General features: G+C 72.4%; 16 protein-coding genes. 7 read left to right on the forward strand and 9 right to left on the reverse strand.

What is annotated here, in order from left to right; genetic code table 11:
- Positions 1-59: 59 nt before the first annotated feature.
- Together ACGF5G_RS22965 and ACGF5G_RS22970 are read right to left on the reverse strand one after the other, a co-directional pair.
- Entirely contained in the window at positions 60-704 is a 645-nt protein-coding gene (locus ACGF5G_RS22965) for a LuxR C-terminal-related transcriptional regulator (protein ID WP_393266062.1), read from the reverse strand.
- A 41-nt stretch (positions 705-745) separates the two neighbouring features.
- Positions 746-2,086: a sensor domain-containing protein gene (locus ACGF5G_RS22970; protein WP_393265871.1), complete on the reverse strand. Its 1,341-nt coding sequence runs from the start codon at positions 2,084-2,086 to the stop codon at positions 746-748.
- Positions 2,087-2,397: 311 nt separating this feature from the next.
- Between ACGF5G_RS22970 and ACGF5G_RS22975 the strand changes: the two genes are divergently transcribed.
- From ACGF5G_RS22975 to ACGF5G_RS22985, 3 genes are all read left to right on the forward strand, one after another.
- On the forward strand, positions 2,398-3,204 hold the full coding sequence (locus ACGF5G_RS22975) for a hypothetical protein (RefSeq protein ID WP_393265874.1): 807 nt from the start codon (positions 2,398-2,400) through the stop codon (positions 3,202-3,204).
- A gap of 331 nt (positions 3,205-3,535) precedes the next feature.
- Complete coding sequence (locus ACGF5G_RS22980) at positions 3,536-4,801, forward strand: sensor histidine kinase (protein WP_393265877.1); 1,266 nt, start codon at positions 3,536-3,538, stop codon at positions 4,799-4,801.
- The gene (locus ACGF5G_RS22985) at positions 4,798-6,042 is read left to right on the forward strand and encodes a S8 family serine peptidase (protein ID WP_393265878.1); all 1,245 of its coding nucleotides are present in this window, start codon (positions 4,798-4,800) and stop codon (positions 6,040-6,042) included. The genes ACGF5G_RS22980 and ACGF5G_RS22985 overlap by 4 nt, the downstream gene beginning before the upstream one ends.
- A gap of 27 nt (positions 6,043-6,069) precedes the next feature.
- Here ACGF5G_RS22985 and ACGF5G_RS22990 read toward each other — a convergent pair whose 3' ends face one another.
- From ACGF5G_RS22990 to eccCa, 7 genes are all read right to left on the reverse strand, one after another.
- On the reverse strand, positions 6,070-6,474 hold the full coding sequence (locus ACGF5G_RS22990; RefSeq protein WP_393265880.1) for a hypothetical protein: 405 nt from the start codon (positions 6,472-6,474) through the stop codon (positions 6,070-6,072).
- Complete coding sequence (locus tag ACGF5G_RS22995; RefSeq protein WP_393265883.1) at positions 6,471-7,790, reverse strand: alpha/beta hydrolase; 1,320 nt, start codon at positions 7,788-7,790, stop codon at positions 6,471-6,473. The genes ACGF5G_RS22990 and ACGF5G_RS22995 overlap by 4 nt, the downstream gene beginning before the upstream one ends.
- A complete protein-coding gene (locus ACGF5G_RS23000; RefSeq protein WP_393265886.1) occupies positions 7,781-9,019 on the reverse strand; it encodes a WXG100 family type VII secretion target in 1,239 nt (412 codons plus the stop codon). The genes ACGF5G_RS22995 and ACGF5G_RS23000 overlap by 10 nt, the downstream gene beginning before the upstream one ends.
- Positions 9,020-9,083: 64 nt before the next feature.
- Complete coding sequence (locus tag ACGF5G_RS23005; protein ID WP_393265888.1) at positions 9,084-9,407, reverse strand: hypothetical protein; 324 nt, start codon at positions 9,405-9,407, stop codon at positions 9,084-9,086.
- 113 nt (positions 9,408-9,520) lie between these two features.
- On the reverse strand, positions 9,521-9,823 hold the full coding sequence (locus ACGF5G_RS23010; RefSeq protein ID WP_350705957.1) for a WXG100 family type VII secretion target: 303 nt from the start codon (positions 9,821-9,823) through the stop codon (positions 9,521-9,523).
- Between the two features lie 25 nt (positions 9,824-9,848).
- Positions 9,849-10,109 carry a WXG100 family type VII secretion target gene (locus ACGF5G_RS23015; RefSeq protein WP_393265891.1) on the reverse strand — a complete coding sequence of 87 codons (261 nt, stop codon included), beginning with the start codon at positions 10,107-10,109 and terminating at the stop codon, positions 9,849-9,851.
- 268 nt (positions 10,110-10,377) lie between these two features.
- The gene (eccCa, locus tag ACGF5G_RS23020) at positions 10,378-14,328 is read right to left on the reverse strand and encodes a type VII secretion protein EccCa (RefSeq protein ID WP_393265893.1); all 3,951 of its coding nucleotides are present in this window, start codon (positions 14,326-14,328) and stop codon (positions 10,378-10,380) included.
- A gap of 188 nt (positions 14,329-14,516) precedes the next feature.
- Here eccCa and ACGF5G_RS23025 point away from each other — a divergent pair, with 188 nt between their 5' ends.
- From ACGF5G_RS23025 to ACGF5G_RS23040, 4 genes are read left to right on the forward strand one after another with little or no spacing between them, the layout of a single operon-like run.
- Complete coding sequence (locus ACGF5G_RS23025) at positions 14,517-15,269, forward strand: WXG100 family type VII secretion target (protein ID WP_393265895.1); 753 nt, start codon at positions 14,517-14,519, stop codon at positions 15,267-15,269.
- A 33-nt stretch (positions 15,270-15,302) separates the two neighbouring features.
- On the forward strand, positions 15,303-16,421 hold the full coding sequence (locus ACGF5G_RS23030; RefSeq protein ID WP_393265898.1) for a hypothetical protein: 1,119 nt from the start codon (positions 15,303-15,305) through the stop codon (positions 16,419-16,421).
- A gap of 3 nt (positions 16,422-16,424) precedes the next feature.
- Entirely contained in the window at positions 16,425-18,833 is a 2,409-nt protein-coding gene (locus ACGF5G_RS23035; RefSeq protein WP_393265901.1) for a WXG100 family type VII secretion target, read from the forward strand.
- A 57-nt stretch (positions 18,834-18,890) separates the two neighbouring features.
- Positions 18,891-19,193 carry a YbaB/EbfC family nucleoid-associated protein gene (locus ACGF5G_RS23040; RefSeq protein WP_357692936.1) on the forward strand — a complete coding sequence of 101 codons (303 nt, stop codon included), beginning with the start codon at positions 18,891-18,893 and terminating at the stop codon, positions 19,191-19,193.
- Positions 19,194-19,221 lie beyond the last annotated feature (28 nt).

Below are 19,221 nucleotides of genomic sequence, written 5' to 3' on the forward strand. Positions count from 1 at the left end.
GCCCGGCCGGCGTACGGGGTGGGGCAGGCCGCACCGAGGAGGGTGCGGACGGGCCACCGTCAGGCCCTGAGGTAGGCAAGGACAGCGAGCACCCGGCGGTGGTGGGCGTCGTCAGGCGGCAGGCCGAGCTTGGCGAAGACATTGCCGATGTGCTTTTCCACCGTGCTGGCGGAGACCACCAGCCGCTCGGCGATGGCCGTGTTGGAATGACCTTCGGCCATCAGCGCCAGGAGCTGCCGTTCCCGCGTGGTCAGCGCCCCCAGGGCGTCTTTCCGGCGCTGCCCGGCCAGCAACTGCGCAACGACCTGCGGGTCGAGCACCGTCGCGCCCCGGGCGACGCGATCCAGGGCATCCAGGAACTCCTCGACCCTGGCGATCCGGTTCTTCAGCAGGTACCCGACCGCACCGGAGCCGTCCGCGAGCAGATCGCCGGCGTAGGACGCCTCCACGTACTGGCTGAGCACCAGCATGGGGGCGCCGGGCAACTGTGAGCGGGCGGTGATCGCGGCGCGCAGGCCCTCGTCCGTGTAGGTCGGCGGCATCCGCACATCGACGATCGACACGTCCGGGCGGTGTCTGAGCACCGCCTCGACCAGGGCCGGGCCATCACCGATCGCGGCCACCACCTGGTGACCGTCCTCGGCGAGCAGGCGGACCAGGCCCTCGCGCAGCAGTACCGCGTCGTCGGCCAGGACGATCCGCAGCGGACCGCGGGCCGCGCGGCCCGGTGGTGGTTCGTGCGGGTTCAGCAGCACGGCAGTTCCGCGGTGATCGCCGTCGGGCCGCCGTAGGGACTGGTGACCCACAGCCGGCCGCCGACCGCGTGTAGCCGGTCTTCCAACCCGCACAGCCCGTGTCCCTTGTCCAGCGCGGCGCCGCCCACCCCGTCGTCCGTCACCCAGACCCGCAGGGTTCCCGCACTGTGGCGCAGTCCGATCGCACACCGGTCGGCGTGGCTGTGCTTGGCCACGTTGGTCAGGGCCTCGGCGATCACGAAATACGCGGCCGTCTCGACCGCAGCGGCCAGCCGGCCGTTCAGGGGGTCGGCATCGAGCTCGACCGGTACGGTCGAGCGCGCGGCCAGGGCGGTGAGCGCCGCGCGCAGGCCGCGGTCGACGAGGATCGGCGGGGCGATGCCACGCGACAGGGCCCGTAGCTCGTCCAGCGCCTCCTCGGTCTGGACGATCGCGTCGGCGAGCGCCGCGCGGACGGCCTCCGGCCTGCTGTCGAGGTGGTGCTGGGCGCGACCCAGTTCCATCGCCAGGCGGACCAGCCGCTGCTGGGGCCCGTCGTGGATGTCGCGTTCGAGCCGTCGCAGCGCGGTCGCCTCGGCCGTCACCGCGGCGACGGTCCGCGCGTGGGCGATGTCCCGCTCCTGCTCCAGGCCGCTGATCCGGCGGTGCGACGCGGACGCGTCAGACAGCAGCGTCTGCCCCAGTCCGGCCTGGGCGGCGACGCACGCCCGGGTCACCAGCGGCAGGGTGAACAGCAACAGCAGGCCGACCGCGGTCCCGAAGGCGAGCCGCTCGGTCGGCGACGTCAGTCCCAGGGTCAAGGCGATGTGGGACCGGGGGCTGCCCACGGTCAGGGTCGTGGGCCGCATCGGCCCGGCGGACGAGTAGGGGCTGCGCAGGGCGGAGGTGCCGGCACCGAGTCCGACGAACCACCACAGCACCGTCACCACTGAGGTGACCAGGGCGACAGGGAGCACCGCCACCGCGTGCGCCACGCCGAGCCACAGCCCCGGGCCGGAGGCGGTGGCTGTCTCCTTCGGTCTCCGCCGCTGGCCCACGCCCTTCACGCCGACGGCCGGGGAACGCACCTTGGCGATCCGCCACCGTTCCACGTCGGCGAACCACCGCACCAGCGCCAAACCGCCGGCCACGACCGGTGACCGGCCCGGCAACAGCAAGCCGACCGCTCCGATACACAGACCAGTGAGCACCAGCAACAGGCCAGCCGCGGCGGTCACCGGCGCGGTGAGCAGGTACAGCGACTCCACGACCGTGCGATGCCCCATCCGGAAGACGAACCTGACACCCGACCGCCACCGACGCCAGACCGCGGAGGGGAACGACGCGGTCATAGCCCCAGCCTATTCCCCACCATCGAGCGCACGCCGATCCGCCTTCAGGTCGACCATCTTCCCGATGGAGGTGACCCGGTGCCGGTCTGGCTGTGGTCCTCGAAGACCAGGACGCAGAGCACCGGTGTGGGGCCGTCCCGCCCTGCCCGGAGAGGTGGGGCAGGCCCCACCCCCAAGTGTCCGGCGTGCCCCCGTGACCGGGCGACCGCCGGTGCGAAATGGTGATCGCAATGAATCGAGCCGAAGGAATCTCCTTGCGTAGTCCCGCATACCCGTCGCGATCCGTAGGCGTCTCCGGTCGCACCCTCGCTGTGCTCGTCGCCCTCGCTGTGGCGCTCGTCGCCGCGTTCGTCGTCGCCCCGCGCACGCTGGCGGCGAGCGGGTCGGGCGGCGGCTTCGCCGAGAGGCGCGACCTCGTCGAAGCCCTGGGCGAAGAATTCGTCAAGTATTGGCGTTCCGGCGAACGGGACCTTTCCCCGGGTTTGCAGAGGGTTGTCGATTACTGGTTCCGTTACCACCTGGCCAAGGCCGTGATCGCTGCGATCTTGCTGATCGTGCTCGTCGCACTCGGCCTGCTTCTCTGGAAGGCATTCCTGAGGGCCGGCGGTATCGGGGCGGGAAGGAGGGCCGCCCTCGCGTCCGGCGGCGTCCTTGTCACGATGCTCGCGCTGTTCTCGTTGGCGATGGTGATGGCCAACGTGCAGGGTGCGGTAGCGCCCTACGCCTCGCTGTTGCCGATGCTGGCGTCCGGCGGAACCGACGGAGAGCTCGCCGATACGCTCGATCAGGTCAGGCAGCGACTGGCGGACTCCCTGAGCGCGGGTGATCGGACCCCACCGGCCCTCGAGGTGATGATCAGCGACTTTTCTCGATATCACGTGGCGATGGCCGTGGTTGCTGGGATCGTGGCGGCCGTCCTCGTCGGCACGAGCGTGGTGTCGTGGAGGAGGTTTGCGAGAACAGGGCCGTCCGACAGGCGAACGAGGCGTGTGTTGGGGTCCTTCGGGGTTCTCTCGGCGTTGTTGTCGCTGGTCGTGATCGTTGTCATTGTGGCGAACACGACCACCGCGGCGGACCCGGCGCCGGCGCTCCTGGCCTTCTTCGACGGCGGATGGTGATGCACCTCGTGGGCGATCAGCCGCACGCTCTTCCGCGAGGAGTGGAGATTCGGGTGTGCTGGCCGGGTGGTTCGGCTGGTGTCGGAGTTCTGCCACTACACGGCTCAACTGCCCTTGGCTGGGGGGCGAACGCGGCTCGCTGATCTCGTCCGATCACGGGCCCGGGCGCCATTCGAGGTCGGCCCGGATCAATGCGCGGCCAACTCTTGCCCCGAAGGTCAAATGTCGGGAAAACTGGCCATGATCCTCGTGGGCCAGTCGCGACGCGCGGTCCGTGATGTGGACAAGGAGCTGACACGTGGGCATTGGTCGGCGCAGCGCGGGAGGGTCCGTGACAGTCGACAGTGTCGCCATGCCGGCCATGGTGTTCACGCTGCTGACCCGCGCCGCCGTGGCGGGGGTCGCATTCCCGCGCCGGCCTCCGATGTGGACGCCGGCGGCCGTCGCGGAGGGTTTCGGCCCGGTCGACGGCACCGCCGCTGCCGTGCTGCATCGCCAGACCTCGCGTTGCCTGCTGCTCGGTGCTCTGGCATACCGGGTGTGCGTCCTGCCCGTCGCCATGGGCCTGCTCGTGGTGCGCGGGGAGCCGGTGGCACTGGTTGCTCTGCTGCCGATCGCGGCCCTGCTGCTGGCCGCCAACGTCGCGGCGATCGTCACGGTCCACCGGCGGTCGACGGTGGACCTCGAACGGGTACGCGGGGCCGTGCTGGTCGACCTCGCCGTGGCGTACGGGGTGAACGTGGTGGGAAGTGCGGTGGTGCCCCACACCGAGGTGTTCTGGTCGTACCTGGCCGGTGCCGTGGTTCTGGTGACCGGCGCGTACGGGCTGGTCGGTGGCGTGCTCGCGGTGCTGCTGTCGATGCCGGTCCAGTTGGCGACGGCCGCGTTCGGCGCCGCCGCGGACAGGGAAGCGCTCGCCGGCCGGGCCGGGTGGCTCGGATTGGCGGTGGTGGTCGCGTTGGCGGCGCTCGTGATCTGTGGGCTGAGTCTGCACCTGACCATGTCGTACGGGATTCAAGCCGGTCGGGAGGCCGAGCAGGCCCGGTGGCTGCGGTCGCTGCACGACACGGTGTTGCAGACCCTGGAGGCGATCGCCCTGCACAGCGCGGCGGATGAGACGGCGTCAGCGGTGCAGCTCGCCCAGGTGCGGGCCACCGCCCGGGTCCAGGCCGCTCGGCTGCGCAGGACGCTCGACGATCCCGGTGGCGGCAGAGACAACCCGCTCGCCGACGGGTTGGCCGAACTGGTGGAGGAACTCGCGGGGCGCGGGCTGCGGGTGGAGTTGGCGGTGGCCGCCGGCGCCGGCAGCCGGATGTCCGGCCCGTACCGGGATGCGGTCCTCGGTGGGGTGCGGGAGGCTCTGGGCAACGTGGCCAAGCACGCCGGGATCAGTGACGCGGTGGTCCGCGCCGACGAGGAGAGCAGCGACCTGGTCGTGGTGGTCCGTGACCACGGCTGTGGCTTCGATGTCGCCGGCCGACCCGGGTTCGGCATCCGGGAATCGATCGTGGGCCGGTTGCGCGAGGTCGGCGGCAAGGCGACCGTGGAGTCCTGGCCCGGTCGCGGCACCCGGGTGACCCTGCGGGTGCCGGCATGATCCGGTTGGGCGGTCCCAGGCGCGGCGTCGGCACGGCGGCCAGGCCGGGGTCGGCTGGCTCGCGACCCGCTCTCGGCGCGCTGGCGGGCGTCGTCGGCGCGCTGGTCGGGGCGCTGCCGGTAGCCGCACCGGCCAGCTACGGGGCGCCGGCCGGCTGCGCCAGCCCGGTGGGAGTGCACACCGCCGGCACCCCGTGGGCGATGGAACTGCTCGGGCCGCGTCGGGTGTGGCCTCTGAGCACGGGTTCCGGGGTCCGGGTCGCGGTGCTCGGCACCGGCGTCGACGCCCGTAACGCACAGTTTCGCCCAGGTCAGGTCGAGGAAGGTCGGGACGTCCTGGCCAACCGCGACGGGGCCACCGACGACTGTGACGGCCGAGGTACCTTCGCCGCCGGCCTGATCGCCGCCCGGCCACACGACAAGACCACCTTCGCCGGTCTGGCTCCCGGCGTGTCCGTGCTCCCGGTTCGCTACACCCAGACCACCAGGCAGGGCGACGGGGCCGTCGACCCCGGCCGGCTCGCCGCCGCCATCGACTTCGCGGTCACCGCCCGCGCCCGAGTGATCTACGTGGTACTGCCGGCGACCAGGAACAGCGCCCAGTTGCGGGACGCCACCGCACGGGCGATCGCGGCCGACATCGTGGTGGTGTCGCCGGCCGCCTCCGGCGCGCGGAACCAGGGTGCGACCAGCTACCCGACCGCCCTGCCCGGGGTGCTGGCGGTCGGTGCCTTCGGGCCGGACGGCGCGGTGGCCTCTACCGAATCCGGTGACCACATCGGGGTGGCCGCCCCGGGAAGACAACTGGTGAGCCTCTCCGCCGGGGCGGACGGTCGGCTGGGACACTCACCCACGGTCGACGATCCGGCCTACGCGGCGGCGTACGTGGCGGGCACGGCCGCGTTGCTGCGGTCCTACCGGCCGGAACTCAGCGCCGCCGAGGTGGTGCGGCGGATCGAGTCGACCGCGCACCGGACCGCGGTTGACGGGCAACACCCGCAGCTCGGCTGGGGAATGGTGGACCCGTACCGGGCGGTGGCCGCCGAGGGTGTCGAGGATCCGCCGGGAGCCGTGGGCGCGAGCGCGCAGCCGGTCGCCGCGGCCCGTGCGAACCCTGGTCCCCGCGTGGATCCGTTGGTGCTGCCGCTGGCGTCGGCGGGACTCGGGGCGGCGCTGCTGCTCGGGATCGGCACGGCCGTGGCGCGTCGAGGCCGGGCCCGCGGTTGGCGTCCCGGCGGCTGACCGGCCCCACCCGTGGTGCGGCTGGCGCTACGGCATCTCGGTCGGTACGCAGCGGCTGGAGCCGCCGACCACCACGTCGCCGGTGCCGTCCCGGGAGATGTGTACGCCGAGGTTCGCCCCGTCCCGCTGGAACTGGTAGGCCACCTCGGACTCGCCGCTGCGGTCGGTGGCTCGCCAACCGTCCGCGCTCAGCTCCGGCACCACCTCGGTCAACAGGATCTCGACGGCGCCGGGCGGGACGGGAACCCGGAGGTTGTATTCCCAGCGCACCGACTCGCTCGGTACGCCGGCCGGCCGGAACGGGTCGCAGTCGAGCTGCTCGTCGCGGCTGATCCGGGCGTCGGCGCCGAACCGCGCGGCGACCGCGTGCAGCACGGCCCGCAGCGGCCCCGCCACGGCGGCCAGCGGCTCGTAGTCGATCGGGCTGGTCATGGCGTCGACGGTACCGTCACCACCGGGCCGCCGGTGAACACCTGGTACATGTTCCACCACGCGTCACTGTGGTAGGTCAGCACGTCGGAGTGCGCGGAGGTGCCCTCCAGCGGTCGGCCGTCGGGGTAGTTGCCGGTCTCCAGCCGGACCACACCGGGGAACTCGTCGGGGTCGGCCCCGTGCCCCCAGTTGAAGATGTTGATGTCCCGGACCCAGGCGATCGGGTCGCCCGGGGCGGTCATCGAGTAGCGCTGCACATCGGGCTGGGCGGGGCGCAGGTCCTCCGGGCCGTCCACGCGGTGACCCATGCCCGCCGACTCGATGTGCAGGACGCGGTTGGCGTCCAACCCGTGCTGCTCGGCGGTGCCGACCACGGCGCCGCCGTACGAGTGGCCGGCGAAGGTGACCTGCACGTCGTTGCCGGCCGCGGCGGAGCCGGCGATCTCGGCACGCAGCTCACGGGAGAAGTCGGCGAGCCGGGGACCGAGGTCGTCGGCGTAGCTGGCCGACGGGGCCTGCGGGAACAGGTTGGAGGGCAGGTCGCCGTCCATCCAGGTGACCATGGCCAGGTCCCGCCGGGGGGCGGCGTCGACGAAACCGGCCGCCGCGTCGCGGTACCGCTCGAAGTTGGCCAGCTCGGAGAAGGTGCCCGGAACGAACACGGCGACGTTGCGGGTGCCGGCGTCGATGTCGCCGACCAGCTCGACCATCGATCCGTCACCGGACGGGTCGAACGAGAGGATCTTGCGGTGCTCGGCGATGACGTTCTCGTACAGTTCGATGCGCGCCTGCGACCGGGTGATGGTCTCCTGTAGACGGTGGTCGACGACCGGGTCCCCGGTGAGCTGGGCCTGATAGCCGGCGAGGCGCTGCCGTTCGGCGGCCAACTCGGCGGTGATCGCCGACCGGTTGGCCGCGATCCGGGTGCCGAACGGGGCAGTGCCGGCGGGCGCGGCGGCCCCGGCGGCGGCCAGGGTGGTGCCACCGGCCAGACCGCCCAGTAGCTGTCGGAATGCCTGGCTGACCTGGGTGTCGCCCTGCCGGTAGTTGGTCACCGCGGCGGTCACCCCGGTGGCCAACCGCCGGGTCTGCGTCGCCGCCGACTCCAGCTCGGTGCTGCTGAGCTGCAGGCTGTTGCCGTGTGCCTGCATGGCGCGTTGGGACTGCGGCACCAACCCGAACGCCTGGCCGTCGATGGCTTGCGCGGTGAGCTGCCCGCGGATGGTGTTCAACCGGTCGGCGCTTCCGGTGAGCTCGGTCGCCGCGGCGTCCAGTGCGGTCGGGACGGCTCGGAATCCGGCGCTGGTCACCTCCATGACCGGTTCCCAGGCTGGTCCGACTCAGGCTCCTCGCCGATCACCGCCGGCGTCACCACCGACTGCTCGCCCCACACGTCTTCGGTCTCGACCAGCCAGGGTGGGATGCGTCGGCCGCCGGCGGCGTCGCCCGCGCCCATCGGGGCGAAGGGCATCGCCGGCATGAAGCCGCCGGCCATGCCCTTCGCCGCGGCTACCCCGGCGGCGGCCCCGGCGGCTCCGGCGAGCCCGCTCGCCGTCGGGCCGCCGGCCTGACCGGCCAAGGACTGGTTCGCCACCGGCGACATGTCGACGCCGCCTCCGCCGCCACCCACACCGCCACCCACACCGCCACCCGCGCCGCCGGCGGAGATCCGGGCGCCGCTGCCGGCGGCCCTGTCGTTGGCCGTGGCCGCGGGGGCGGTGTCCTTCTTCTCGTCCTTCGGCTTGGCCCCCAGCCCAGGCGGCACGGTGGCGAACCGCCCGCCGAGCGCGGCGGCGGCCGCGGCCAACCCGGCGGTGAACATCGTGCCGAACAGCGGCCGGGGTTGGGTAGCCGGTGGTGTCGCGTCCGGGTCGACGGGTGCCTTGTCCGGGTCGACCGGTGTCTCGGCCGGTACGGACGGCAGGCCGCCGCCGGTCTGCGGATCCAGCGGTGGGGCTGGCGTGACCGGCGGTGGCTCCTCGATCGGTGTGCCGGTGGCCGGCCGGGACGCGGCGCTCGGGGTGACCGGCATCGCGTCCTCGGTGGTGACGTACTCGGTGGCGAGGGTGGACATCACCTGCACCGCCTGCTGGTGGGCCGCGTTCGAGGCGGCCTGTGCCCGCTGCTGGGCCTGGACCTCGGCGACCGCCTCGGCCTGGTGCTGGCGCAGCGTTTCGACCGTGCTGGCCGGAGTGTCCGCGGGTACGACCAGGGGCGTGGTCGCGGCGGCGACCACGGAGGGGGCGAGATCGGGTACGGCGACCGGGGCGGGCATCGACTTCTGGGCCGTCGTGAGCGCCTCGGCGGAGGAGTAGGCCAGGTCACGCACCGTGAAGGCGGTGCTGGCCACCTGCCGGATACCCGAGGTCAGATCATTGATCATTAACTTGTACTGTCGGGCGGCGCCGCCGTCCCACCACTGCTCGAACTCGCGGAGCTGGCGCTCGATGTCGCCGGCGCGCTCGTGCAGCGCGGTGCCGGCGGCTCCCCAGCCCTCCGCCGCCTCGGTCACCGACTTCGGTTCGCCGGCGTGCAGCATTCGCATGAGTTCGTGATGGCTGTACTGGCTGAAGTCGCTACGTGCCCGACCGTGTCCACGCGGCATCGTGTCAGTCCCTTCCGTGTGCCCGGAAGGACGTGGCGACGCCGATGTCGTAGTCGGCGTACCCGTCCGCGATCATGCGGGTCACGTCGTTGGCGAAGGCGATCGCCTCCCGCACGGTGTGCAGCAGTTCGTGCATCTGTTCGGCGGCGGCCCGGTGCCGCTCGGCCAGCGACGCCGCCTCGCCGAAATCGCCGAGCCGGACCGGCCGGATGCGCAACTGGCCGAGGCCGTCCGTCGGTCTGCGCATCGCCTCCAGTTGGTCCTCCAGCTCGCGGGCGAACGCCAGCAGCGATTCGAGGTGGACCCGGAACGACTCCTCGTGGGACATCGTCGCGCTCTCCTGTCTCGGAGCTCGGCTGAGAACAACGCCGGCCAGCGGGGCGGCGGCGTCGGGTGGAGGCGGATTCCGCCCCACCCCACGCCGCCGCTGATCGCACCGGCTCAGGCGAAGAAGCTGGTGTTCCTGTTCTCCAGCGCCAACTGGGTGTCGTGCGCCTCGTTCACCTTGCCGGAGAACTGACCGATCACCGCGATGATGTCGGCCAGGGCCGCGCGCAGCCGCGTCTCGGACTGCTCCGCGGCCTGACCGGCGGCACTGCCGGAGGCGTACCAGGTCTGCTTGATCGGGGCCAGGCTGCTCTGCAGCTGTTCCACGTGGCCGTTCAACGCCTGGGCCTTCACCTGCAGCGAGTCGGCGGCGGCCCGCAGCGCGCCAAATTCCACATTGATTACATCGGCGGTCATCTCACATCACCCCTTTCCGGGCAGGTTAGGCACCGGCCAGCCGGCTGAGTACGGGGCTGCCCTCGCCCACGGCGCCGGTGAGGCCCCGCAGGGAGTCGGCGGCCGCCGTGTCACCGGTGTTGTAGTTGCGGAAACTCTCGTTGACCAGACCGGACATGGTCTGCAGCTCCCGTGACGCAACCCGCATGCTCTCCTGCAGCCGGCCTTGCAGCTGCCAGAAAGCGGTGGCCTGGTTACCGGCGTACCGGCTCAGTACCGACACGAGTTCGCTCTCGAGTTGTGCCATGCTCCGAGCCGTGTTGGTGGCGGCTTCGTCGAACCCGCTGACCGCTCGCGTCATCGCGGCGGCATCACTCTGGTATCCGGGACTGGCCACGTCGGGTCACCTCCTCTTGGCAGGGTCGCGCGCCGACTCGCGGCGCCGTACACGCTGGGGATGCTATGCATCCGTCACCCTTGGTAGTACGGCACAAGTACCCGTCGCCGACACGGCACTATTACCCACAGGGACCCGGCGGCCGGGGCCGCCGGGTCCCTGCGTCGACCGGTTCGGATCAGGCCGGGTCGGTCTGCGCCCAGGCGAGCTGCACCAGCGACACCCCGGTCCGCCGGTCCACCAACTGCCCACGTCCGGGCGGCTGTTTGCTGGGCTTGACGTCGCCCAGCAGCGCGCCCTCGTCGCGGGAACCGGAGAGCAGCAGGCCCGGTGTGCCCAGGTCGCGTAGCCGCTGCACGACCGGCTCGAACAGGCTTCGGCTGGCGCCGCCGGACCGGCGGGTGAGCACCAGATGCAGGCCGACGTCCTTGGCCTGGGGCAGGAAGTCCAGCAGGGGCGCGAGTGGGTTGCGGCTCGGTGACACCACCAGGTCGTAGTCGTCGACGAGGACGAACAGCTCGGGGCCGCTCCACCAGCTGCGCTCGCGCAACTCGGTGGCGGTCACCTCCGGACCGGGCAGGCGTCGCCGCAGTCCCTCCGCGGCCTCGGCGACGAGCTGCTCGAGCACCGGCTCACTGCCGGCGTAGCCGAGCAGGTGCGGGCCGGCGAGGGCGTCCACCAGCCCGCGCCGGTAGTCGGCGACGATGACCGCGGCCTCGGCCACCGGATAGCGGGCCGCGATCTGCTGGGCGAGCACCCGCAGCAGCCCGGTCTTGCCGGACTCCACGTCGCCGAAGGCGATGAAGTGCGGGTCGGCGTCGAAGTCCACGTAGGCCGGTCCCAGGTCCGCCTCGGCCAGCCCGATCGGGATCCGCCGGTCACCGGGAACCGGCCCGGGCAGGTCGGCGGCCGGCACCAGCCTGGGCAGCAACCGCACCTGCGGAGCGCGTGGGCCGTGCCAGCTCGCGTCCACCTGCTTGACCAGGTCGCTCGCGCCGTCGGGCAGGTCGCTGACCGTGTTGCGGCCGTCGATGCGCGGCAGCCCGCCGAGGAAGTGCAGCTTGTCGGCGGTGAGCCCGCGTCCCGGAGCCCCCTTCGGCACGTCGGCCGCAGCCCGCCGGTCGTACGCCGAGTCGGCCGGGTCGCCGAGGCGCAGCTCGACGTGGGTGCCGATCAGGTCGCGCAGGGCCGGTCGGATCTCCATCGCCCGGTTGGCCGACAGTACGACGTGCAGGCCGAACCCGAGGCCGCGGGCGGCGAGCGTGGTGACCGACTCGTCCAGCGGCTCGAACTCCTGGCGCAGGGTCATCCAGCCGTCGACGACGAGGAACACGTCGCCGAACGTCCGCCCGTCCGGGCTGGGCGGTGGGCGGCGCCGGAAGTCGGAGATCGAGTCGATGCCGTGCGCGGCGAACGACTGCTCCCGCTCGGACAGCAGGCCGGTCAGCTCGGCGACGATCCGGCGGACCCGTTCGGTGTCCATCCGGTTGGCGTAGCCGCTGACATGCGGCAGGCCGGCGAGGGTGGCCAGGCCGCCGCCACCGAAGTCGAGCAGGAAGAACTGCGCCTCGGTCGGGGTGTGGGTGAGTGCCAGCGCGGTCACCAGGGTACGCAGCAGGGTGCTCTTGCCGCTCTGCGGTGCGCCGAGCACGAGCGCGTGCCCGGCCGCCCCGGACAGCTCCGCCCACAGCAGGTCCCGACGCTGCTCGAACGGCTTGTCCACGATGGCCAGTGGCACGGTGAGCTGCCCGTTGCCGGCCCAGCCCACCGGGGTCAGACCACGCTGCGGATCGACGCCCAGCGGCGGCAGCAGCTGGTCCAGGGCGGGCGGTTCGGCCAGCGGCGGCAGCCAGATCTGGTGCGCGGCGGGCCCGTTGCCGAGCAGCCGGCCGACCATGGCGCTCAGCACGGTCTCGCCCTTGGTCGCCGCAGTGTCGGGGCCGTTCGCCGGTGCCGGTGCGCGTACCGGCTCGGCCAGCGCCAGCGGGGCGAGCCCGAACGGCAGCACCCGCCGCTCGTACGGGATCTCCTCGGCCACGGCGGCGGTCTGCTCGGGCGGCAGTTCGCCGGAGACGTACGCGGCCTTGAACCGTTGCAGGGTGGTGGTGTCCCACTTCAGGTACGCCGAGCCCGGTACCGGCGGCAGCTCGTACGCGTCGGACACCCCGAGCACCGCCCGGCTCTCCGCCGCGGAGAAGGTGCGCAGCCCGATCCGGTAGCTCAGGTGGCTGTCCAGGCCGCGTAGCCGCCCCTCCTCGAGCCGTTGCGAGGCGAGCATCAGGTGCACGCCGAGACTGCGGCCGAGCCGACCGATCATCACGAACAGGTCGATGAACTCGGGCCGGCTGGACAGCAGCTCGCTGAACTCGTCGATGATCACCAGCAGCGAGGGCAGCGGTTGCAGCGGCGTGCCCTCGGTTCGGGCCCGCTCGTAGTCGCGTACCGAGGCGTAGTTCCCGGCGGCCCGCAGTAGTTCCTGGCGGCGGACCAGCTCGCCGCGGAGCGCGTCGGCCATCCGGTCGACCAGGGTCAGGTCGGCCGCCAGGTTGGTGATCACCGCGCAGGTGTGCGGCAGGCCGGTCATGCCGGCGAAGGTGGCGCCACCCTTGAAGTCGATCAACGCGAGGTTGAGCGTCTCCGAGGAGTGGGTCGCGGCGAGCCCGGTGACCAGGGTGCGCAGCAGCTCGCTCTTGCCGGACCCGGTGGCCCCGATGACCAGCCCGTGCGGGCCCATGCCCCCCTCGGCCGACTCCTTGAGGTCCAGGTCGACCGGGCGCCCGTCGGGATCCACCCCGATCGGGATGCGCAGCCGATCCCGGGCCGACCGGGGGCGCCAGGTGACCGTCGGGTCGAGCCGGCGCGGGTCGCCGATGCCGAGCAGGTCGGCCAGGCCGAAGGTGGTGGACAGCGGTTGCTCGCTGGCCGCCGCCGTGCCGGTGTGCAGCGCGGTGAGCTGCCGCGCGACCACCTCGGCGCCGGCGACGCTGAGCCGGTCGGGCACACCGACCAGCGAGACGCCGTCCGGGGTGCGCATGCCGAGCCGACCTTCGGAGATCACCAGATCGAGCGCGTCAGCGCCACCACCGGACCCGCCGCCGATCTCCAGCAGGGTGGTGCCGGCCAGGCCGTCGGGTGGGGCCAGCCCGGCATCGGGCAGCGTGCCGGCCCCGTCGAGCACGATCAGCAGGTGCGGTGCCTCGGGCCGGGCGCCGGGTCTGAACGGGCCGCGGGCCGCCGGGTCGGCCGGATCGTCGGCCAGTAGCGCGGCCAACTCACTGAGGGTGGGCGCGACCAACCGGGTCGGTCCACTCGCGTCGGCCCGGCCCGGATGCACCGCGTGGGGCAGCCACTTCAGCCAGTCCCAGCCGTCCTGCCGGTCCGGCCCGACGCAGGCGGCGACGCGCAGGTTGTCCGGGGAGTGGAAGGTGACCAGGTGGGCCAGCAGGGCCCGGGCGAGGGCCAGGATCTCGGGGCGGTCGCCGGCCAGGGTGACCCGCTGGAAGGAACGTAGGGACACCGCCACCGGCAGCCCGCCGACGGTCGCGTAGGTGCGGATGAAGTGCCGCAGCGAGGTGGACGCCACCGGATCGAGGTCCTCCAGCGGGGCGGTCTGCGGCGCCCGCAGCGCGGTGGCCAGCCGCTGCGGCCCGGTGCCGACCCGGACCCGGCCGAAGTCGGGATCGGTGCGGGCCCGTTCCCAGAGCCGCTCGGTGCCGGCGAACGACCACAGGTCGGCCGGGTCGGGCAGCGCCGCCAGGGCCGTCTCCCGTTGGCGGACCGCCACCTCACGGACCTGGCCGCGCAGGCCGCCGAGGTAGCGCAGGTAGTCGCGTCGCTCGTCGTTGATCTGCGCCTTCTTCGAGGCGCCGCCACGGGACAGGCTCATGATCAGCATGCCGGCCATGGCGCTGATGTACAGGGCGCCGAAAACCCAGGTCATCGCCCCGCCGGACCGCCCGATGTAGACGAACGACATGGCGCCCATGCCGAGCATCATCGGCAGCATGAACATCAGTTGCATGCCGGCCTGGCCGGACCCGCGGGGCAGGGCGGGCGGGGACTGCAGCATGATCTCGCCGCGTGGTGGTTCGGGCAGTACAGCCCGGCGGCGGAAGGTGTCGGCGGACATCCGGCGGTGCCTCCTCGGCCCGAAGGATCAGGACCCGTGGTCACTTTGACAGAGCAGGTAGTGGGTAGTTTTGCCGTTTAAGGGCTCGCGCGCACCAACCTACGATGACCCGCAACGATCCGGGAACCGCCTCAGCGCGGCCGAGTTGCCCGGCCCGGCGTGGGCGATCTGGCGGGAAGGTGCGAACGATGACGACAGGCTCGTCGTACAACGTGCGGCCGGATGCCGTACGTGGAGTGGTCGGCAACGTCGTCGGCATTCTGCTCCAGGCGTACAGCACGGTGATGGAGTTGGAGCGGCTCACCCTCGCGCCGACGTCGTTCGCGAAGCTGGGCTCGCCGGTCGCGTCGGCGAACATCGCGATGCAGGGGCAGGTCGTCGGCACCATGCGGACGCTGCTGCAACTGCTGCAGGAGATCAACGACCTGGTGCACCGCAGCGCCAACGACTACGACGACGCGGACCGGGCGGTCGCCGCCGCGTTGGGCGGGGCGCCCTCCGGCACCGGTGCGGCGCCCAGCGCCGCCCTCGCCGGCTACGCGATAAACGACAGCGCGGGCGCGGCGGGGGAGCCCGGGTCGGTCGGCAACATCCTGGACTACCTGGGCCGGGCGGGGCTCGGTGAGCTTTCGGCCCGGCCCCTGACCGAGGTGACCTTCCGCGACGCGCGGGACTTCGCCGACTGGCTCGACCGTAGCCCGGCCAACCAGGAACGGGTCGGCCTGTTGGCGGTCTACTCCGGCAGTGGGCGGGACGTGTCCGGTCTGGTGCACCCCGGCGACGTGGTGGTCGTTCAGCCCGTCGTCGGTGACGGTGGCCCGGTCATCGGTGTCGCCGGCGCGGGCGGCCAGCTCTACAACCACGGAGCGGTCGGCTCGGCGGCGGAGTTCGGACGCGTCCGGGTCTACCGTCCGATGACGGATGCGACCTCGCTGTGGTGAACCCCGACGGCCTGAAGCCGAGAGAGGTGCGTCGTGTTTGACATCCCCAACTCGGGCGCGATGGACGCCGCCGCCGGCGGTCGCGGGCCCGGCACCGTCGCACTGCCCACGATCGTGGGCGGTAACCCGCAAGCCATCCTTGCCCACTCCGCGGCGTTGACCGCGCGGGTGGCCCGGCTGGTCACTCTGTTGGCCGACCTGGAGCGGGCCCGCGAGCAACTGCGTGAGGTGTGGTCCGCCGGGTCGGCGAGCGACTCCGTGGTGCAGAAGCTGAACAAGTCCTTCGCCAGCTTCCAGCAGATCATCGAGACCGTGTACGCCGGCGTTCGGGAACTCGAGGGTGCCGCCGCGCAGTTGACCACCGCGCAGACGGCCTACCGGGCAGTGGTCAGCGCGGTCAACCCGACGGTGGCCGCGCTGATGTCCAATCCGTACACCCGGGCGGCCGGCCGGGCCCTGGCGGTCAGCACCACCGGGATCCTCAAGGCGTTCCTCACCGGTATCGGTGGCATCCTCACCGCCATCGGGGTGACCAACCTCGGCCAGATCCTGACCGGTCTGGCCACCATCGTCGGCCAGGTCGAGCAGTTGTTCTCGAAGAACAACGACGGCGGCTCGGTGCCCGCTCCGGCGCTGCCGGCCGGGAGCGCGGGCAACCCCGTGCTCGCGCCACCACCGATGGCCAGCGTCGCCACCGGCGCGGGACAGGTGGCCCTGGGCGGCAGCTACGGCACCAGCGGCTACGGCATGCCGTCGTTCACCGGCGCGGGCTACCCGGCCGGCGGTTCGATGAGCAACTACCTGCCGCCGGCGCTCGGCACCGACCAGTGGATCGCGGTCCAACCCGGTCAGCCCTCGCTCCCCAACGGTGCGGCGCCGGTGACGATGACCCCACAGGGTCCGGTGCAGACCCTGCCGATCCCACCGGCCGCGCCGGTTGACGGGCCGGCGTCGTCCGCCCCGTCCGGGCCCGACGACGACGGCGACGACGACGTGACGATCACGGCCAGCAAGGGCGACATGACGTTGACCGTCGAGGTGCCGGTGGACACCGGACGCGCGTTCGACATCGAGGTCACCGCCAGCTCCGGTGGGCAGAGCGTCAACGCCGACATCAGCGTCGGCGCCGACGGCTCGATCAAGGTGGACTGACCGATGACCGGCGTCTCTCCCGCTCTGGTCGGCCACACCGTCAATCTGTCGGGCGCGCTGTCCTGGCTGCTCTCCCGGTACGCCACGGTGCTCGCCGAATACCGCCGGCAGATGACCGGCGACCCGGCCGGGCTGCGGGCCGTGGCCCACTCCTATCTGGCGATCGCCGACCAGGCGGCGGGCGTCTCCGGCGAGCTGGTCCGGCGCCGGACCGGGCTCTCGGCGCAGTGGCACGGCTCGGCGTACGACGCGTTCGGCGCCGCCGCCGGCCGGGTCACCACCGGGCTGGACGGCACCGAGGCGCGGCTGCGCCGGCACGCCGCCGCGCTGGAACGCGCAGCCGGCGGCCTGGAGGCCGCCGCGAGCACCGCCGACACGGTCATCGCCCGGTTCCGAGCCAACGCCCAGCTGCTGGTGGCCGCCGCCGGGGCGGTGCCGAGCAGCCAGGTCTCCGTTCTGCTCGGGCACGCCCGGAACATCGGTGAGCAGGCGTTGGGTGCGATGCGCGGGGTGTGGGACCGGCTTGGCGTGGTGCTGGCGCAGGTCGCCACCGAGCTCGGCGGGTCGCACCCGGTCGGGGCCGCCGGTCCGGCCGCCGCGGCCGGCGCCGACGGACGTCTGGCGGGAGAGAAGGTGCGGGCCGCGCTCGCCGGCGACGCCTCGCCAACGCAGTTCCGCCAGAGCATGGCGCAACTCGCCGTGATCACCGACCGGGTACGCGCCGGCCAACCACCGTCCGCCGCGGACAAGGCCTTCCTGACCTCGTTCTACGGCGCGCTCGGCGACCGGGTGTTCGACCTCCCGGGCTACGTCAACGCCACGGAGCACCGCTACCAGACCAGTCTGTTCGGCATTTTCGGCGAGACCGCCCCGGGCTTCGCCCCCGCCGACCGGCAGGAGATGCTGCGGACCGTCGGCAACGGCATCCTCACCCTGTCGCAGGACCCGGCCGACCTGCCTGCCGCGGTCCGCGACCTCGTGCACACCCCGGCGGCCACCGAGACCAACATCGGCACCAACTCGTTCGGCTTCACGCACGAGGTGCCGGCGACGCCGGGCCGCGCACCGTTGACCGGGGTGCTCGGCGAGACGGTCTACACCAACCGGCTCGACGTGCCCCGCTACGCCCAGTGGGAGGCGCTGTCGCAGCTGACCGGCGCGGCCGACCGGGATCTCGTCGCCGGAGCCGACTACTCCGCCGCGGTGACCCGTCGGGTCGGCGAGATGGCCGACGTCACCCAGCGGCTGGACGACCTCTCCCGGCACAGCCCCGACCAGCCCGGGTACTACGTGTCGACCGACGACGCGGTGCTCTGGGACAAGCCCCGGGTGGATGCGACGATGACCACGCTGCTCGACGTGTCCACCCGGAACCACGTCGCCGACGCGGCGCTGGCCAGCGACGGCGAGACACTGCGCCGACTGGCCGGCTTCGGGTGGGCGGACGACGGCAGCACCGCGGGCCGGGTCGTCGACTGGATCGGCGCCGGAACCGCCGATCCCGCCGAGCACGACCTGGCCCGCGGTGCCTACGTCAACCTCACGCAGACGATGACCGACCCGGCGTCGTACCCGCAGACCCTGGCCGCGATGCGGGAGAACCCGCACTTCGCCGAGGCGGTCGCCCGAGCCACCGTGCCGAACCTGGATCTGTACGCCCAGCCGCTCGACGGGTTGGACACCGATCCGGCGGCGCAGCGCCTGGGCAGCACCGACGCCCGGCACATGCTGATGCTCGGTCAGGTCACCCAGGACGGTCGTGACGAGATCAGCGCGGCGGCGGACCTGTACCAGGAGTACCTGCTGCGCCAGGCCGACGCCGGCACGATCCCGATGGAACAGGCGGGCCGGTACGCCGGCAACGTCGACGGCCTGACCAACGCCGCGGCCGCCAACGCGATCTGGTACGCCAACGTGCAGGACGCCGAGCAGGCCACCCGTACGGCGCAGGAGGCGTACGCCCGGCAGGTGGCGATCGCCAACGCGGTCAAGGACGTGGTCGGGTTCGGTGTCGGCAAGTTGCCGGAGGTCGGCGGGTTCGCCGGCTTCGCCTTCGGGCAGGCGGCCGACGTCGTCACCGGTGCCCTGCAGGCACCCGCCCCGGTGCATCCACAGAGCGTGCCCACCGACGTGTTCCACCACCCGCAGTTCACCGGCAACGGGACCGTCTACACGGCGGCCGGCGACCTCGCCAGTTTCGAGCTACGCAACGGCGGATCGGCCCCGACCGTACCGGTTGGCGCGCTGCATGGCGCGGCCGCGGAGGAGGCCGTACGGTGGGCCCGGGCCGACCCGGGCCGGGCCGACTACATGGACGCCTACACCACCGCCGCGCAGTACGTGTATCTCGCAAACCTTGCGACTCATACCCGTGAGTCGATCCAATACGACGTGCAGGGGCGGCGGCCGTAGTCCACTGGCGGGCCACGGCACGGGCGGGTAGCGGTGACACCGGAGGGAAGACGACAGATGGAACCGGCGATCGAGGATCTGCTCGCCCAGGTGCGTGAGCAGCAACAGCGGATCGAGGAGATCCAGCGCTCGGTGGCGACGATGGAGCTGACCGCGTACGCGGGCAACGGCGACGTCACCGTGAAGCTCAAGGGTGACGGCCGGTTCACCGAGGTGACCATCGACCCGCAGGTGCTGCGCCGCTACGACGCGCACACCCTCGGTCAACTCGTGCTGGAGGCGGTGAACGACGGCCTGGCCAAGCTGGCGGCGGCCAACGAGGCGAGGTACGCTCCGCTGCTCGGCGAGGCGCAGCAGTGACCACTGCGGTTGCCCCTCGACGGGTCAC

The sequence above is a fragment of the Micromonospora sp. NPDC047730 genome (assembly GCF_043204765.1).
Classification (GTDB): Bacteria; Actinomycetota; Actinomycetes; order Mycobacteriales; family Micromonosporaceae; genus Micromonospora.

Bases quoted from the DNA above. Each gene is read 5' to 3' on its own strand.
- ACGF5G_RS22970 (WP_393265871.1), bottom strand. From the start codon at position 2,086: ATGACCGCGTCGTTCCCCTCCGCGGTCTGGCGTCGGTGGCGGTCGGGT.
- ACGF5G_RS23005 (WP_393265888.1), bottom strand. From the start codon at position 9,407: ATGTCCCACGAGGAGTCGTTCCGGGTCCACCTCGAATCGCTGCTGGCG.
- ACGF5G_RS23000 (WP_393265886.1), bottom strand. From the start codon at position 9,019: ATGCGAATGCTGCACGCCGGCGAACCGAAGTCGGTGACCGAGGCGGCG.
- ACGF5G_RS23035 (WP_393265901.1), top strand. From the start codon at position 16,425: ATGACCGGCGTCTCTCCCGCTCTGGTCGGCCACACCGTCAATCTGTCG.
- ACGF5G_RS23025 (WP_393265895.1), top strand. From the start codon at position 14,517: ATGACGACAGGCTCGTCGTACAACGTGCGGCCGGATGCCGTACGTGGA.
- ACGF5G_RS22995 (WP_393265883.1), bottom strand. From the start codon at position 7,790: ATGGAGGTGACCAGCGCCGGATTCCGAGCCGTCCCGACCGCACTGGAC.
- ACGF5G_RS22985 (WP_393265878.1), top strand. From the start codon at position 4,798: ATGATCCGGTTGGGCGGTCCCAGGCGCGGCGTCGGCACGGCGGCCAGG.
- ACGF5G_RS23010 (WP_350705957.1), bottom strand. From the start codon at position 9,823: ATGACCGCCGATGTAATCAATGTGGAATTTGGCGCGCTGCGGGCCGCC.
- eccCa (WP_393265893.1), bottom strand. From the start codon at position 14,328: ATGTCCGCCGACACCTTCCGCCGCCGGGCTGTACTGCCCGAACCACCA.
- ACGF5G_RS23015 (WP_393265891.1), bottom strand. From the start codon at position 10,109: ATGGCACAACTCGAGAGCGAACTCGTGTCGGTACTGAGCCGGTACGCC.
- ACGF5G_RS23040 (WP_357692936.1), top strand. From the start codon at position 18,891: ATGGAACCGGCGATCGAGGATCTGCTCGCCCAGGTGCGTGAGCAGCAA.
- ACGF5G_RS22990 (WP_393265880.1), bottom strand. From the start codon at position 6,474: ATGACCAGCCCGATCGACTACGAGCCGCTGGCCGCCGTGGCGGGGCCG.